This window comes from Actinoallomurus acaciae (assembly GCF_042429965.1).
In the GTDB taxonomy this organism is placed as follows: Bacteria; Actinomycetota; Actinomycetes; order Streptosporangiales; family Streptosporangiaceae; genus Actinoallomurus; species Actinoallomurus acaciae.
This window is the reverse complement of sequence record NZ_JBHLZP010000167.1, coordinates 1-15,735: the sequence shown is the minus strand read 5'-3', so window position 1 is coordinate 15,735 and position 15,735 is coordinate 1. Positions and strand designations below refer to the sequence as shown.

13 protein-coding genes are annotated in these 15,735 nt (G+C 70.3%); 8 read left to right on the top strand and 5 right to left on the bottom strand.

Features of this window, described 5'->3' with window-relative positions:
* Positions 1–388, bottom strand: a 388-nt coding sequence (locus tag ACFFNX_RS22300; protein WP_378205441.1) for a hypothetical protein, incomplete at its 3' end; no start/stop codon positions are given.
* Between the two features lie 431 nt (positions 389–819).
* Here ACFFNX_RS22300 and ACFFNX_RS22295 point away from each other — a divergent pair.
* Positions 820–2,553 (top strand): ABC transporter ATP-binding protein, encoded by a 1,734-nt coding sequence (locus tag ACFFNX_RS22295; RefSeq protein ID WP_378205437.1) that lies wholly within the window; start codon positions 820–822, stop codon positions 2,551–2,553.
* Complete coding sequence (locus ACFFNX_RS22290; RefSeq protein ID WP_378205434.1) at positions 2,550–4,532, top strand: ABC transporter ATP-binding protein; 1,983 nt, start codon at positions 2,550–2,552, stop codon at positions 4,530–4,532. The genes ACFFNX_RS22295 and ACFFNX_RS22290 overlap by 4 nt, the downstream gene beginning before the upstream one ends.
* Positions 4,533–4,573: 41 nt before the next feature.
* On the opposite strand, the gene ACFFNX_RS22285 is transcribed toward ACFFNX_RS22290, so the two are convergent.
* Positions 4,574–5,515 carry a LysR family transcriptional regulator gene (locus ACFFNX_RS22285; protein ID WP_378205431.1) on the bottom strand — a complete coding sequence of 314 codons (942 nt, stop codon included), beginning with the start codon at positions 5,513–5,515 and terminating at the stop codon, positions 4,574–4,576.
* Positions 5,516–6,015: 500 nt separating this feature from the next.
* On the opposite strand from ACFFNX_RS22285, the gene ACFFNX_RS22280 reads away from it, so the two are divergent.
* A complete protein-coding gene (locus ACFFNX_RS22280) occupies positions 6,016–6,552 on the top strand; it encodes an EF-hand domain-containing protein (RefSeq protein ID WP_378205428.1) in 537 nt (178 codons plus the stop codon).
* A 22-nt stretch (positions 6,553–6,574) separates the two neighbouring features.
* Here ACFFNX_RS22280 and ACFFNX_RS22275 read toward each other — a convergent pair whose 3' ends face one another.
* Positions 6,575–7,330, bottom strand: a complete 756-nt coding sequence (locus ACFFNX_RS22275; RefSeq protein WP_378205425.1) for an SDR family NAD(P)-dependent oxidoreductase — start codon at positions 7,328–7,330, stop codon at positions 6,575–6,577.
* A 257-nt stretch (positions 7,331–7,587) separates the two neighbouring features.
* On the opposite strand from ACFFNX_RS22275, the gene ACFFNX_RS22270 reads away from it, so the two are divergent.
* The 5 genes from ACFFNX_RS22270 (at position 7,588) to ACFFNX_RS22250 (ending at position 15,311) form a co-directional block, all read left to right on the top strand.
* A complete protein-coding gene (locus ACFFNX_RS22270) occupies positions 7,588–10,497 on the top strand; it encodes a CARDB domain-containing protein (protein ID WP_378205423.1) in 2,910 nt (969 codons plus the stop codon).
* 142 nt (positions 10,498–10,639) lie between these two features.
* Positions 10,640–11,608 carry a phage baseplate protein gene (locus ACFFNX_RS22265; RefSeq protein WP_378205420.1) on the top strand — a complete coding sequence of 323 codons (969 nt, stop codon included), beginning with the start codon at positions 10,640–10,642 and terminating at the stop codon, positions 11,606–11,608.
* Between the two features lie 159 nt (positions 11,609–11,767).
* Positions 11,768–14,023 (top strand): xanthine dehydrogenase family protein molybdopterin-binding subunit, encoded by a 2,256-nt coding sequence (locus ACFFNX_RS22260; protein WP_378205417.1) that lies wholly within the window; start codon positions 11,768–11,770, stop codon positions 14,021–14,023.
* A gap of 2 nt (positions 14,024–14,025) precedes the next feature.
* Positions 14,026–14,493, top strand: coding sequence for a (2Fe-2S)-binding protein (locus ACFFNX_RS22255; RefSeq protein WP_512699858.1), 468 nt, complete (start codon positions 14,026–14,028; stop codon positions 14,491–14,493).
* On the top strand, positions 14,490–15,311 hold the full coding sequence (locus ACFFNX_RS22250) for an FAD binding domain-containing protein (protein WP_378205411.1): 822 nt from the start codon (positions 14,490–14,492) through the stop codon (positions 15,309–15,311). The genes ACFFNX_RS22255 and ACFFNX_RS22250 overlap by 4 nt, the downstream gene beginning before the upstream one ends.
* Here the strand turns inward: ACFFNX_RS22250 and ACFFNX_RS22245 are convergent, their stop codons facing one another.
* Positions 15,312–15,476 (bottom strand): hypothetical protein, encoded by a 165-nt coding sequence (locus ACFFNX_RS22245; protein ID WP_378205408.1) that lies wholly within the window; start codon positions 15,474–15,476, stop codon positions 15,312–15,314.
* Between the two features lie 49 nt (positions 15,477–15,525).
* Positions 15,526–15,735 (bottom strand): DinB/UmuC family translesion DNA polymerase (locus ACFFNX_RS22240; protein WP_446678521.1); only part of this gene is annotated, 210 nt, incomplete at its 5' end.

Here is a 15,735-nt window from a genome sequence, read left to right as displayed (position 1 = left end):
CCGCGGCGGTGCCGCCGCGGGCGGCGTTCGCGAGCGGGGTGAGCTGGTCGCGCAGGTAGGCGTTCTCGGCCTGGACGAACTCCCCGGCCCGGCGGGCCTCGTCCGGGCCGCACCTCGCGGCGAGCCGGGCGAAGCGCGCCTCCTCCGTGGAGAAGGCGGCCCGCTCGGCGTCGTAGGCGCGGAGATAGCCGGGAGCGCCGGTGAGCGCCAGGGCACGCGTGTCCTCGTCGAGGGAGAGCATGAGCCGGTCGAGCCGGCCGGCGGAGGTGAGCATCGCCACGGACCGACGGGCGGTCGCGTCGGCGTCCTGCAGGCCGGTCACCGCCGAGAACAGGAGCGTGAAGGCGCAGATCATCGGCAGCGCCATCGTGCCGCCGATGAGGACCACCCGGGAGGCCGGCCACCTGCGCCACGCGGTTCTCCGCCTTGGGCCCGGTGCCGGCACCCTCACGCCTCACCTCCTGATCAGAACGGCAGGCGGTCCAGGTGGCCACCGGCGACGAAAGGGCAATGCCGCCATGTTCCGCTGAGAACGGCGTTCCCGTATCGGCCGGTCGGGCAGGTTTGTACGACAGCGGGCCCGCCGGTCGTCACGGATCGTGAGCCGCCTTCCCCAACAGGCCACCCCCGGACATCACGACAATCCTCCACACGCGGCGCTACCTGCGGATATTTCACCAGTAAGAATTCAGCTTCGGGAAAAATCACGCGCAAACACCTCTGCCTTAGAGGTACTTTCCTACCGGTCCCCCGCAGCCATCTCCCCCGGAGACGGCGGCCGCTCGCCCGGATTCCCTTGGCCGACAGGAAGAGTTGCGTGTGCTGATCCGACTTCTGCGTGCCTATCTGCGCCCCTATCGAAAGCCGCTGGCGCTCGTGGTGACGCTTCAGCTGGTGCAGACCCTGGCGACCCTGTACCTGCCGAGCCTGAACGCCGACATCATCGACAGCGGCGTGGTCAAGGGCGACACCGGCTACATCATGCGGACCGGCGGCATCATGCTCGCCATCTCCCTCGTGCAGATCGTCTGCTCGGCGAGCGCGGTCTACTTCGGCGCACGTACGGCGATGGCGCTCGGCCGTGACGTGCGGGCCGGGATCTTCAATCGCGTGCAGGAGTTCTCCGCGCGCGAGGTGGGCCGGTTCGGCACGCCGTCCCTGATCACCCGGACCACCAACGACGTGCAGCAGGTCCAGATGCTGGCCCTGATGACGTTCACGATCATGGTGTCGGCACCGATCATGGGGATCGGCGGCATCGTGCTGGCGCTCAACCAGGACGTCAAGCTGTCCTCGCTGCTGCTGGTCAGCGTGCCGGTCCTCGGCGTGGTGATCACCCTGATCATCACCCGGATGCGCCGGCTGTTCCGGCTGATGCAGACGCGCATCGACACGATCAACCGGATCCTCCGCGAGCAGATCGGCGGGGTCCGCGTGATCCGGGCCTTCGTGCGGGACCGGCCCGAGCAGGAACGGTTCGCCACCTCCAACACCGAACTGTTCGAGGTCTCCCTCGGCACCGGGCGGCTGATGGCCCTGATGTTCCCGACGGTGATGCTCGTCGTCAACGTCTCCAGCGTGGCCGTGCTGTGGTTCGGCGGCCACCTGATCAACGACGGGTCGATGCAGATCGGCGCGCTGACCGCGTTCCTGAGCTACCTGATGCAGATCATGATGTCGGTGATGATGGCCACCTTCATGTTCATGATGGTGCCGCGTGCCGAGGTGTGCGCCGAGCGCATCCAGGAGGTGCTCGAGACCGAGCCCAGCGTCGTCGCGCCGGACGAGCCGGTCCGTACGCTCGCCGTGCACGGCCATCTCGAACTGCGGGACGCCGGGTTCCGCTACCCCGGCGCCGAGCGGCCCGTGCTGAGCGGGATCGACCTGGTCGCGCGGCCGGGCGAGATCACCGCGATCATCGGGTCGACGGGCAGCGGAAAGACCACGCTGCTCAACCTGATCCCCCGGCTCATGGACGTCACCGCCGGCACGGTGCTCGTCGACGGCATCGACGTACGCGCGCTCGACCCGGACGTCCTGTCGGAGGCGGTCGCGATCGTGCCGCAGAAGCCGTACCTGTTCTCCGGCACGGTCGCCTCCAACCTCCGGTACGGCAAACCCGACGCGACCGACGAGGAGCTCTGGCACGCCCTGGAGATCGCCCAGGGCCGCGACTTCGTCGAGCGCATGGACGGCGGCCTGGACGCCAAGATCGACCAGGGCGGCACCAACGTCTCGGGCGGCCAGCGGCAGCGCCTGGCCATCGCCCGCGCGCTCGTGCGCCGGCCCGAGATCTACCTGTTCGACGACTCCTTCTCCGCGCTGGACTACGCCACCGACGCGGCGCTGCGGGCGGCGCTCGCCACCGAGACCTCCGACGCGACCGTCGTCATCGTCGCCCAGCGCGTCTCCACCATCCGGCACGCCGACCGCATCGTCGTCCTCGACGAGGGCCGCGTCGTCGGCACGGGCACCCACCACGAACTGATGGACACCGACGAGACCTACCGGGAGATCGTCCTCTCCCAGCTCACCGAGCAGGAGGCCGCATGACTTCCCCGTCCGGAGAACGCCCGGTACCGGGCCGTGGTCCCGGGCCGGCACCGGGCGCGGCCCGTGGCCCGGCCGCGTTCATGGCCGGCCGGTCGGTCGAGAAGTCCCTGGACTTTCGCGGATCGAGCCGGCGCCTGCTGCGCATGCTGCGGCCCGAGCGGCCGCTCATCGCCATCACGCTGCTGCTGGCCGTCGCCAGCGTCACCACCAGCGTGCTCGGCCCGCGCATCCTCGGCCAGGCCACCGACCTGATCTTCGCCGGGGTGGTCGGCCGCCAGGCGCCGGCCGGGGTCACCAAGGCGCAACTGGTCGAGCACCTGCGCGCGAGCGGTCAGAAGACCCTCGCCGACATGCTCAGCTCGATCGACTTCGTCCCCGGGCACGGCATCGACTTCGGCAGGGTCGGCACGGTGCTGCTGACCGTGCTGGCCCTCTTCGTGGTCGCCGCGGTTCTGGGGCTGCTGCAGGGCCGGCTCACCACGACGATCGTCCAGCGGTCGATGTACCGGCTGCGCGAGCAGGCCGAGACGAAGCTGGCCCGGCTGCCGCTGGGCTACTTCGACCGGCAGCCGCACGGAGAGATGCTCAGCCGGGTCACCAACGACATCGACAACCTCCAGCAGACGCTGCAGCAGACGCTCAGCCAGATCCTGACCTCGCTGCTCACGATCATCGGCGTGCTGACCTTGATGATCACCATCTCGCCGCTGCTGGCGCTGATCGCGCTGGTGACCGTGCCGGTGTCGGTGTTCGTGGCGGCCCGGATCGGCAAGAAGGCCCAGCCGCAGTTCGTCAAGCAGTGGGCCACGACGGGCCGCCTCAACGGGCACATCGAGGAGATGTTCACCGGGCACGCGCTGGTCAAGGTCTTCGGGCGGCAGAAGGAGTCGCGGGAGACCTTCGAGCGGCACAACCAGACCCTCTACGCCGCCAGCTTCCGCGCCCAGTTCATCTCCGGCATGATCCAGCCGGCGATGATGTTCATCGGCAACCTCAACTACGTCCTCGTCGCAGTCATCGGCGGGCTGCGGGTGGCCTCGGGGTCGCTGTCGCTGGGCGAGGTGCAGGCGTTCATCCAGTACTCCCGGCAGTTCACCCAGCCGATCACGCAGGTGGCCAGCATGGCGAACCTCCTCCAGTCGGGGGTGGCCTCGGCCGAGCGCGTGTTCGCGCTGCTGGACGCCGACGAGCAGGAACCGGACCCGGAGACGCCGGTACGGCCGCAGGAGGTACGCGGGCGGGTGGCGTTCGAGCACGTCTCGTTCAGCTACAGCCCGGACACCCCCTTGATCGAGGACCTGTCCCTGACGGTCGAGCCGGGGCAGACCGTCGCGATCGTCGGCCCGACCGGCGCCGGCAAGACCACACTGGTGAACCTCCTGATGCGCTTCTATGAGGTCACCGGGGGCCGGATCACCCTCGACGGCGTCGACGTCGCCGAGATGACCCGCGAGGACCTGCGCGCCCGTACGGGCATGGTGTTGCAGGACGCCTGGCTGTTCGGCGGCACCATCGCGGAGAACATCGCGTACGGCGCGGCCGGCGCGACCCAGGAGCAGATCGTGGAGGCGGCCCGCGCCACGCACGTCGACCGGTTCGTCCGTACGCTGCCGGACGGCTACGACACGGTCATCGACGACGAGGGCGCCAACGTCAGCACGGGTGAGAAACAGCTGATCACCATCGCCCGCGCGTTCCTCGCCCGGCCCTCCATCCTCATCCTGGACGAGGCGACCAGCTCGGTCGACACCCGCACCGAGGTCCTCATCCAGCGCGCGATGAGCTCCCTGCGCGAGGGCCGCACCAGCTTCGTCATCGCCCACCGGCTGTCCACGATCCGCGACGCGGACCTGATCCTCGTCATGGAGTCGGGGCGCATCGTCGAGCAGGGCACCCACGACGAGCTGCTCAAGGCGGAAGGGGCCTACGCGCGGCTCTACACGGCGCAGTTCGCCCAGGCGGTCGCCGAGGTCGACTGAACGGGCCCCGGGCCCGCGCGGGTGAGGACCTCGCGCGGGCTCTACGGCTCGGGGAGGATGAGCGACCTGGCCGCCTCGGAGGCGGACGCGAGTCTGGGGCCCAGTTCGCGGGCCATCGTGGTGGCCAGCGTGCGGAAGGCCCGTACCTGCGGGCGGAGGTCGTCCCTCCGGCTGGCCAGCACGCTCTGCGCCCAGGGCGCGTCGACCACCGGGACGAACCTGATGCCGGGCCAGCGGTAGAGACGGGAGAAGGAGTACAGCGCGGCGCCGGTCCCTCGTCCCGCCGAGACACTGGTGAGCACGTCCTGGATGGTCGCCGCCTCGTCGACGCCACAGCGTGGCGGTATGCCGTTGAGGGCCGGAGCGAAGTACAGGTAGTCGGTGAACACCTGGGGCACGCCCTCGGGCAGCCCGACGAAGATCAGGTCGAGCACGTCGCTCAGGCGCAGCGCGTCCGCGTCGCCTCCCGGGCCGGCCGAGGGCACGATCAGCACCCGGGGCTCGGTGGTGAGCACGTCCACGTTGAGGCGCTCGTCCTCGGGCCGCGGGCGGACGAACGCCAGGTCGACCTTGTGCTCGGTGAGCGCGGTGGTGTGTTCGGCGAAGCCGAGGCTCTCGACGCTCAGCGGGACGTTCGGCTGCGCCCGGCGGAAGGCCCGCAGAATCGCGGGCGTCAGCTCGGCCGAGCCGGGAGCCATCACGCCGACGCGCAGCGGGAGATCGTCATCGGCGCGCAGGTCCGTGACGGCGTCGGTGGCGGCGTTCGCCGCGGCGAGCATCGTACGGGCGTGGGGCACGAGCCGCTCGCCCGCCGGTGTCAGTGCGATCGGTGAACGTTCGAGGAGCTGCACGCCCAGCTCGCGTTCGAGCCGCTGGATGTGGCCCGTCACCGCGGGCGGCGACAGGAACAGCCGGGCGGCGGCGCGGGCGAACTGCCCCTCCTCGACGACCGCCAGGAACGACGCCAGTTGCCGTAGTTCCACGGTTTCACGGTACGTGGTCAGCCGTCCGATATCTGACCCAGATTCAACTTTCGTGAAGTCTGTCCGCTTCTCCGGCCATGTCGGGCTATACCTGAAGCGTGACCACGAACGCGCCCCCTCGGCACCGGACCACATCCGCGTCCGGACATGGCCCATGCGTTCGCCGTCCGCGCGGCGGGCTCTCCCCCGCTCGTCGCGAGTCCGCTCACCGCTGCCACCACCTGGCCCTGGTCATCTCCCCAGCCGGCGCCTGCGCCCCCACGCTCGCCATCCAGGGCCTTCCGCCGCACGTGGTGGCGGCGGTGAGCGGCCCATCTCCTCGATAAGCCGCATTCCCGGCGTAGAGGATGTCTCGGAATTCACCTCCCACTTTGGGTGACGGTTCGGTTACCGAGGGAGAAGAAGGTAGCGCTCGCGGGCGATTGAAGCAGCGCAGGCATGTCACCACCATGAAGCTGCGCTTTCACCTCCCCATCGGGCGTACCGGAAGGACCGATCACATGGCGAGTGAGTTCCAGCGGAAGAAGATCGCCGGCGTGTTCGAGGCGATGGACGCCGACGGCGACGGCTTCCTCCGCGAGGCCGACTTCGCGGCCCTGACCGCCCGCTGGATCGCCATCCGGGGGACGAGCGGCAGCGTCCGGCTGACCTCGATCATGATGGGCTGGTGGGACACCCTGCTCGCCGCCTCCGACGCCGACCGGGACGGCAGGGTCACCCTCGATGAGGTCCTGCTCGTCGTCGGCCGGCTCGGCGGCATGCCCGGGGCGGTCGGCGACACCGCCGAGGCGATGTTCGAGGCCGTCGACGAGGACGGCGACGGGCGCGTCTCGCCGGAGGAGTACAACCGGATGATCGAGGCGTGGACCGGCCGCCCGACCGACACCGACGCGATCTTCCACCTGCTCGACCTGGGCGGCGACGGCCACCTCTCACGGGAGGAGTTCGTCCGGCTGTGGACGCAGTTCTGGGCCGGCGACGACCCCGCGGCGCCCGGCACGTGGCTGTTCGGACGCTTCGAGCTCCCGGTGGGCTGAGGCGCGGCCGGCGGGCCGCCCGTCAGTGCAGGACCCAGCCCCCGTCCACGCAGACGGTCTGGCCCGTCATGAAGGCACTGTCCGGACCGGCGAGGAAGCCCACCACGTTCGCGATGTCCTCGGCCAGGCCCCGGCGCTGGAGCGCCTGAAGCGACAGGGCCCGCCGCTCCATCGCCTCCTGGTCCGGGTAGGCCTCCAGCTCCTCCTCGGTCCGGATCGCGCCCGGCATCACGGCGTTGACCCGTACGCCCGCCGGCCCGAGAGCGCGGGCCATCGAGCGGGTGAAGCCCAGCAGGCCCGCCTTCGTGGTGGCGTACGGGACCGAGTCCGCCGCGCCCACCCGGGCGAGGACGCTGCTGACGGTGATGATCGCACCGCCCTCGGCCGGCGGCTCGCCGAAGGCGCGCCGCGCGCACAGCCACGCACCGGTGAGGTTGACCCCGAGGATCCGGTCCCAGTCGGCCTCGGTGAGGTCGGTCCACTCCGTACGCCGGGTCACCGCCGCGTTCGTCACCAGCACGCCGACCCGCCCCAGCTCCTCCTCACAGCGGCCGAACATCGCGTCCACCGAGCCGGCGTCGCCGATGTCCGCGACGTACACCGCGGCGCTGCCGCCGTCGTCGCGGATCCCGGCCGCGACCCGCTCGGCCATGGCGACCATCCGTTCCTCGGGGTGGCTGTTGATCGCCACCGCCATCCCGTCCCGCGCGAGCCGCCGCACGGTCGCCGCCCCGATGCCCCTTGACGCGCCCGTCACCAACGCCACCCGTTCCGGCATCCGCCGCGCCTCCCTCTCTCGCCGTCCCGACGACCAAGAGTCTGAGGCAGCGGGCGGGAGCCGGGCCAGGCACCGGACGATCAGACATCCCATCCGAGGCGATCTCATCACATTTTTGCAATTAAAAGTTTGAGTCTTGCGCTGAGTTGTCCGCAAATCTAACCTCTGTGATGCGTCCCACATGCCTCCCCCAGGCACGTGCCCCCTCCAGAGCGCCGCCGTGCGCGCGGCCGGCGCTGTCGCAGACGAGAGGCGCAATGAGACCCCACCGCACACGCCTGCGGCTGATCGCCGCCACCGCCGTGATCAGCCTGTTCACCGCCCTGGGACTGGCGTCCCCCGCCGCCGCGTCCCCCACGCCCGCCGCGGCCCGGCCCGCCGCCGACACCAACCTCGCCGCCGGAAAACCGATCACCGCCTCCTCACACGTGTACGACTTCGTCGAGACGAACGCCAACGACGACAACGTCGGCACGTACTGGGAGAGCGCCTCCGGCGCCTACCCGGCCACCCTGAGCGTCAACCTCGGCGCCAAGGCCGTCATCAGCTCCGTCGTCGTCAAGCTCAACCCCGACCCGGTCTGGGGCGCCCGTACGCAGACCATCGCGGTGCTCGGCCGGGCGACGCACTCCGGCGGCTACACCACGCTCGTCGGCGCCAAGAGCTACTCCTTCGACCCGAACAACGGCGCGAACACCGTGACGATCCCCGTCTCCGCCACGGTCGCCGACGTACAGCTCGCGTTCACGAGCAACTCGGGCGCTCCCGGCGGGCAGGTCGCCGAGCTCCAGGTCATGGGCTCCCCGGCCCCGGCGCCCGACCTGACCATCGGCGACATGTCGTGGACCCCGTCCTCGCCGGTGGAGACCGACGGCGTCACCCTCAAGGCCACCGTGAAGAACATCGGCACGGCCGCGTCCGACGCGACGGACGTCAACTTCTACCTGTCCGGGCAGAAGGTCGGCACCGCGTCGGTCGGCGCGATCGCCGCGGGCGCCTCGACGTCGGTGTCCGCCTCGATCGGGACACGGACCGCCGGGACGTACCAGCTCGTCGGCAAGGTCGACGAGTCGGACAAGGTGTTGGAGCTGAACGAGAACAACAACACCTACACGAACCCGACGTCCCTGGTGGTCGCGCCGGTCGCCAGCTCCGACCTGGTCGCCTCGTCGGTGAGCTGGACTCCGGGCAACCCGTCGAGCGGCAACAACGTGTCGTTCAGCGTCACCGTCAAGAACCAGGGCACCGTCGCCTCGGGCGCCGGCTCCCACGGCATCACGCTCTCGCTGCTCGACGCGAACAACTCCGTCGTGAAGACGTTCACCGGCTCGGTCAACGGGACCATCGCCGCGGGCGCCACCGCCGCGCCGGTCACCCTCGGCTCGTGGACGGCCGCGAACGGCAAGTACACCGTCAAGGTCGTGCTGGCGAACGACCCCAACGAACTGCCGGTCAAGCAGGCGAACAACACGAGCACGACGCCGTTCTTCGTCGGCCGCGGCGCGAACATGCCCTATGACAGCTACGAGGCCGAGGACGGCGTCCTGTCCGGAGGCGCCACGATCGTCGGCCCGAACCGCACGATCGGGGACCTCGCCGGTGAGGCGTCCGGCCGCCGCGCGGTCAAGCTGGCCGGAACGGGCGCCGGCGTCGAGTTCACCACCAAGGCGAGCACCAACACGCTCGTGACGCGGTTCGCCATGCCGGACGCCTCCGGCGGCGGCGGGATCAACTCCACGCTGGACGTCTACGTCAACGGCACGTTCCTCAAGGCGATCGACCTGACCTCGCACTTCGCCTGGCTGTACGGCGACGAGACCAACCCGAACAACTCGCCGAGCTCGACGCCCCGGCACATCTACGACGAGGCGCACGTGATGCTCGGCACCACGGTCCCGGCCGGCAGCAAGATCAGGTTGCAGAAGGACGCGGCCAACACGGCCGCGTACTACTCGATCGACTTCATCAACACCGAGCAGGTCTCCCCGATCGCCAACCCCGACCCGGGCAAGTACACGGTGCCCGCCGGGTTCGCCCAGCAGGACGTGCAGAACGCCCTGGACAAGGCACGGCAGGACCCGACCCTCACCGGCGTCTACCTGCCCGCGGGCACGTACCAGACGTCGGGCAAGCTCCAGGTGTACGGCAAGGCGATCAAGATGATCGGCGCGGGCCCCTGGTACACGCAGTTCCAGGCGCCGACCGGCCAGGAGAACACCGACGTCGGCATCCGGGCCGACGCGACGGCGAACGGCTCGACGTTCTCCGGGTTCGCCTACTTCGGCAACTACACCTCGCGCATCGACGGGCCGGGCAAGGTGTTCGACCTGCAGAACGTCGCGAACGACACGATCGACAACATCTGGGTCGAGCACATGGTCTGCATGTACTGGGGCAACAACACCGACCACATGACGATCACGAACGCGCGGATCCGGGACACGTTCGCCGACGGCATCAACATGACCAACGGCAGCTCGGACAACCTGGTGTCCAACGACGAGGCCCGCGCGACCGGCGACGACAGCTTCGCGCTGTTCGCCGCGACCGACTCCGGCGGCACCGGCGAGAAGAACAACGTCCTCCAGAACGTCACGGCGATCCTGCCGTGGCGCGCGGCGGGCGTCGCCGTGTACGGCGGGCAGGACAACACCGTCAAGAACGTCTACATCGCCGACACCCTGACCTACTCCGGCATCACGATCAGCTCGCTCGACTTCGGCTACCCGATGGAGGACTTCGGGCCGGACCCGACGACCTTCGGCAACATCTCGATCGTGCGGGCGGGCGGCCACTTCTGGGGCGCGCAGACCTTCCCGGGGATCTGGATGTTCTCGGCCTCCAAGCAGTTCCGCGCGATCCGGGTCAGTGACGTCGACATCGTCGACCCGACGTACTCGGGGATCATGTTCCAGACCGACTACAGCGGCGGCCAGCCGCTGAACCCGGTCACCGACACCGTCCTGACCAACGTCACCATCACCGGCGCGCACAAGAGCGGCGACGCCTACGACGCCAAGTCCGGCTTCGGCGTCTGGGCCAACGAACTGCCCGAACCGGGCCAGGGCCCGGCGGTCGGCTCGGCCACCTTCAACAACCTCAAGCTGAGCGACAACGCCGTCGACATCCGGAACACGACGTCGACGTTCACGATCAACGTCCAGTAAGGGGAGGCGGACGGGCCCCGGCGCCTCCGGGCGCCGGGGTCTCGTCGTCCGTTGATCGTCTCTGGGCGCCCGGGTCTTGCCGTCTCTTGGTCAGAAGCTCATTCTGTTCACGATCCGGCGAGATCGTCTTGAGGGAGCCCCCATGATCGTGCGCCATCCGTCCCGGCGAGCCGTCCTCCGCGGCGGGCTCATCGCCACGATCGGTGCGATTCCGCTGGTCGGGGCGACGGCGGCTCGTGCCCACGTCGCCGACTCCGAGCAGTTCGTCCTCGACGGCGCCGGAGGAAACCCGATCCTGAAGAAGTCCCTGCACGCCAACTGGGTGATGCAGTCGTTCGCGTACGACGGCACCAACGGCCACGTCTACTTCACGCAGTCCAATCCGGACTCCACCAACGGTGACATCTGGATCACTCAGACCGATCTCGCCGGTAACGAGACCGGAGCGATGGCTCTGCACGGATTCGGGCACGGCGTGGCCATCGCCGCCGAACCCTACAACGGCGCCGTCTACCTGTGGACGGAGTGGGAGGCGAGCGCATCGGGATTCGGCACCAAGATCGGACGTTTCCCCTTCGCCAACGGCACGTCCCTCGAGGCCGACGATGGCTCCATCCAGGACCGTACGCCCTCGATCGGCGAGACGATGATCAATCCGCAGCCGGCGATCGACCCCGTCAGCGGCCACCTCCTGGTGCGTTACAAGGTCGCCGCCGACATGCCGCGCATCGTCGCGTTCGACCTGAGCGACGCACGAGCGGGACGCCTCACCACCGATGACCGGCTCACCGAGCGGGCGCTGCCCTCCCGGGGCTCATGGGGCGACGCGAATCCCTTCCAGGGCTACACGGCCTACGGCCGGTACGCCTATCTGCTGGAGGGGCCCGTGAGCACGACCTCCTACATCACCACGATCGACCTGAACGACACCGGGCAGAGCATCGTGGTCGACCGTTACCCGACCACCGCCGGCCAGTCCCTCCCCGGCAGGGAACCCCAGGGCATGGCGATCTGGGCGACCTCGTCCGGCCCACGGCTGGCCTTCGGCTTCCACTCCAACACCGGCGGTGTCCGCCAGGCCAGCGTCTTCTACAAGAGTGATCTCACCTAGCCGCCCAGGTCGCCGGCGCGGGTCCGCGGAATCGGCGTGGAACGATGGCAGCGCCGCTCGGCCGGTGGAATGATCGTTAGGGTCGTACCACATCCTTTTTCGCCCCTAATGTCCGTGTTAATAGGATGTGAGAATTCGGCCCTTGACCTCGGAGGGGTTATGAGCATTGTCGGCACCCGCGTCGTGCGCACCGAGGATCCGCGCCTGCTCACCACCGGCGCGCACTATCTCGAAGATCTTCGGCTGCCCGAGCTCCAGGGCGCCGCGTACGCCACTTTCGTACGCAGTCCGATGGCCCACGCGCGGATCACCGGCATCGACGTCTCCGCGGCGCTGGAGGAGCCCGGTGTGGTCGCCGTGCTGACCGCGGACGACCTCGACGACATCCCGGTGCGGTCGGCCGACGCGGAGCCTCTGCTCGCCAAGGAAGTCGTGCGTTTCGTCGGCGAGCCGGTCGCGATCGTCCTCACCGAGGAGCCCTACCAGGGTGAGGACGCCGCCGAGCTGGTCAGCGTCGACTACGACGAACTGCCCGCCGTCATCGGCGTCCGGCAGGCGCTCACCGACGAGACGCTGCTGTTCCCCGGCAAGGGCACGAACGTCCTCAGCAAGGGCGGCGCGAAGGAGTTCGACGACAAGGCCTTCGCCGACTGCGAGGTCGTCGTCGAACGCACGATCGTCAACCAGCGCGTGGCCGCCGCCCCGCTGGAGGTCCGCGCGTCCGCCGCCCGGTGGGCCGACGACCGGCTGACGGTCTGGTCCAGCACGCAGAACGTGCACGGGGTCAGAGACGAGCTGATGGACGGGCTCGGCCTCGGCAAGGAGGCGGTCCGCGTCATCGCGCCGGACGTCGGCGGCGGGTTCGGCGCCAAGATCGGCGCCGACCGGGAGACGATCGTGGTCGGCTGGGCCGCGCGCCGCACCGGCCGGCCGGTCCGCTGGGTCGAGACGCGCAACGAGAACCTCATGGCCATGTCCCACGGCCGCGCCCAGGTCCACACCATCACGATCGGCGGCGGCCGCGACGGCCACGTCGAGGCGTACCGGCTCGACATCGTCCAGGACTGCGGCGCGTACGTCCGCATGGGCGGCATGCTGCCGAACCTGACGATGCTGATGGCGAGCGGCGTGTACGACCTGCCGCGCGTCGAGACGGCGTACCGCAGCGTCGTGACCAACACGACGCCGATCGGCGCCTACCGCGGCGCCGGCCGCCCCGAGGCCACCGCCGCGATCGAGCGGGCGATGGACCTGTTCGCCGCCGAGATCGGCATGGACCCCGCCGAGGTACGCCGCCGCAACTTCGTCGCGCCCGACAAGTTCCCCTTCCGGACGCCGACCGGGGCGACCTACGACACCGGCGAGTACGCCAAGGCGCTGGACACCGTGCTGGAGGCCGCCGGCTACGACGAGCTGCGCGCCGAGCAGCGGCGCCGCCGCGAGCGCGACGACCCGATCCAGCTCGGTATCGGCGTCTCGGCCTACGTGGAGATCACCGGAGGCGGCCCGGACGCCGGCGAGACCGCCCGGGTCTCGGTGCACCCCGACGGCACGGTCACCGTCTGGACCGGCAGCTCGCCGCACGGGCAGGGCCACGCGACCGCGTGGGCGATGCTCGTCCAGGACGAGCTCGGCATCCCGATGGACCGCATCACCGTACGGCACGGCGACACCGACGTGCTGACCGAGGGCGTCGGCACCTTCGGGTCCCGGTCTCTCCAGCTGGGCGGCACCGCCGTGCACAACGCGGCCGTGGAGATCAAGGAACGGGCGCGCGAGCTGGCCGCCGAGGAGATGGAGGCCGACCCGGCCGACCTCGTGCTGGACCTGGAGAGCGGCATGTGGACGGTACGCGGCGTGCCGGGCCGGGGCGTGCCCTGGGCGCAGCTCGCCGAACGCGCCGGGCCGGAGGGGCTGTCCGCCGACACGAGGTTCGCCACGAACCAGTCGACGTTCCCGTTCGGCTCGCACGTCGCGGTCGTCGAGGTCGACATGGAGACCGGCCGGCCCCGCCTCATCCGGCACGTGACCGTCGACGACGCCGGCCCGGTGGTCAACCCGATCCTCGCCGAGGGCCAGCGCCACGGGGGCATCGCCCAGGGCGCCGCGCAGGCCCTGTTCGAGGAGGTCGCCTACGACGAGTACGGCAATCCGGTGACCGCCACGCTGCTGGACTACACCTTCATCAGCGCCGCCGAGCTGCCGAGCTTCGAGCTGGTCCCGATGGAGACGCCCACGACGGTGAACCCGCTGGGGGTGAAGGGCATCGGCGAGGCCGGGACCATCGGCTCCACCCCCGCCGTGCAGAGCGCCGTCGTGGACGCGCTCGGCCACCTCGGGGTACGCCACATCGACATGCCCGCCTCCCCCGAACGCGTCTGGACCGCGATCAACGAAGCGAGGACCGCCCAGTGAACGTGACGATCACTGTCAACGGCGAGAAGACCAGCCACGAGGTGGAGGACCGCACCCTGCTGGTCCACCACCTGCGGGACGCGGTCGGCCTCACCGCGACCAACATCGGCTGCGACACCAGCACCTGCGGAGCGTGCACCGTGCTGGTCAACGGCGAGTCGGTCAAGTCGTGCACCGTGCTCGCGGCGCAGGTCGACGGCGACGAGATTCAGACGCTCGAGGGCCTGGCCGGCGAGGACGGCGCGATGAGCCCGGTGCAGAGCGCCTTCCGTGAGCACCACGCGCTCCAGTGCGGGTTCTGCACGCCCGGCATGGTGATGGCCGCGACGTCGCTGCTGCGCGAGAACCCGCACCCGTCCGAGGACCAGGTGCGGGCGGCCCTCAAGGGCAACCTGTGCCGCTGCACCGGCTACCACAACATCGTCCGGGCGATCATGTCGGCGGCCGAGAGCGCGGAGGGCGCGCGATGATCCCCCCGAAGTTCGAGTACCGGCGCGCGGGTTCGGCGGAAGAGGCGGTGAGCCTCCTCGCCGAGTACGGCGACGAGGCCAAGATCCTTGCGGGCGGGCACTCGCTGCTGCCGCTGATGAAGCTGCGTCTCGCGCAGCCGGAGTTCCTCATCGACATCGGCCGCGTCCACGAGCTGTCCTACATCCGCGGCGAGGCCGACCACATCGCGGTCGGCGCGCTCACCCGGTACCACGACCTGGAGCACTCCGAGCTGCTCGCGGCGGAGCTGCCCCTGCTCGCGTACGCGTCGGGCCGCGTCGGCGATCCCCAGGTGCGCCACCGCGGCACCATCGGCGGCTCGCTCGCGCACGGCGAGTCCGCCTCGGACGTACCCGCCGTCGTCCTCGCGCTGGACGGCACGCTGGTCGTGTCGGGCCCGTCGGGCGTACGGGAGATCCCGTCGAGCGAGTTCTTCCTGGGCCCGTTCGAGACGGCGCTGGAGCCCGACGAGCTGCTCACCGAGATCCGGCTGCCCCGTCCCGCCTCGCCGGGCTGGTCGTTCCAGAAGCTGACGAGCCGGGCCATCGACTGGGCCATCGTGGCGGTCGCGGTCCAGGGGTCGTCGGTCGGCCTGGTCAACATGGGGTCGACGCCGCTGCGGGCGGCCACGACGGAGCGGGCGCTGGCCGACGGCGCCTCGATCGCGGACGCGGCGGCGCGGGCGGCCGAGGGCACCTCGCCGTTCGCCGACCGCAACGCGAGCCCGGAGTATCGCAGGCACCTGGCCCGCGTCCTGGTCCGCCGCGGCCTGGAGGAGGCGGCCGGGCGCGCGGGCTGATCAGAGCAGGCCGAGGCGTTCGAGCGCCGGGTACACAACGATCGAGCCGAGCACCATCAGGGCCGGGGCGAACGGATGGCCCGCCGCCCAGTGCCGCTCCGGCCTGTGGCCGGAGTTCATGCCGTACACCGTGCCGACGAACTGGTCGAACTCGACGTAGTGCACGTGGCCGCGCTCGCCGCGTTCGGGCGTGTGCGGGCGGGACGGGTGCGGTTCACCGCTCCAGTTCGGCTCGTACGCCGAGCAGGCGGACCGGCCGGTCCGGGGTGAAGTCGTCGAGGGCGCCGAGCGCGGCCCGCTCGATCGCGGCCGCCTCGGCGGTCGGCGTGGCCGGCGTCCGGCCGTGCGTCCGGGTCGTGAACGGCGCGTACCGCACCTTGACCACGACCCGGACGGCCCGGCGCCCCTCGGCGGCGACCTCCTC

Excerpts from the sequence above, each read along its gene's own strand:
- ACFFNX_RS22290 (WP_378205434.1), top strand. The coding sequence starts at position 2,550 with ATGACTTCCCCGTCCGGAGAACGCCCGGTACCGGGCCGTGGTCCCGGG.
- ACFFNX_RS22280 (WP_378205428.1), top strand. The coding sequence starts at position 6,016 with ATGGCGAGTGAGTTCCAGCGGAAGAAGATCGCCGGCGTGTTCGAGGCG.
- ACFFNX_RS22275 (WP_378205425.1), bottom strand. The coding sequence starts at position 7,330 with ATGCCGGAACGGGTGGCGTTGGTGACGGGCGCGTCAAGGGGCATCGGG.
- ACFFNX_RS22270 (WP_378205423.1), top strand. The coding sequence starts at position 7,588 with ATGAGACCCCACCGCACACGCCTGCGGCTGATCGCCGCCACCGCCGTG.
- ACFFNX_RS22265 (WP_378205420.1), top strand. The coding sequence starts at position 10,640 with ATGATCGTGCGCCATCCGTCCCGGCGAGCCGTCCTCCGCGGCGGGCTC.
- ACFFNX_RS22260 (WP_378205417.1), top strand. The coding sequence starts at position 11,768 with ATGAGCATTGTCGGCACCCGCGTCGTGCGCACCGAGGATCCGCGCCTG.
- ACFFNX_RS22250 (WP_378205411.1), top strand. The coding sequence starts at position 14,490 with ATGATCCCCCCGAAGTTCGAGTACCGGCGCGCGGGTTCGGCGGAAGAG.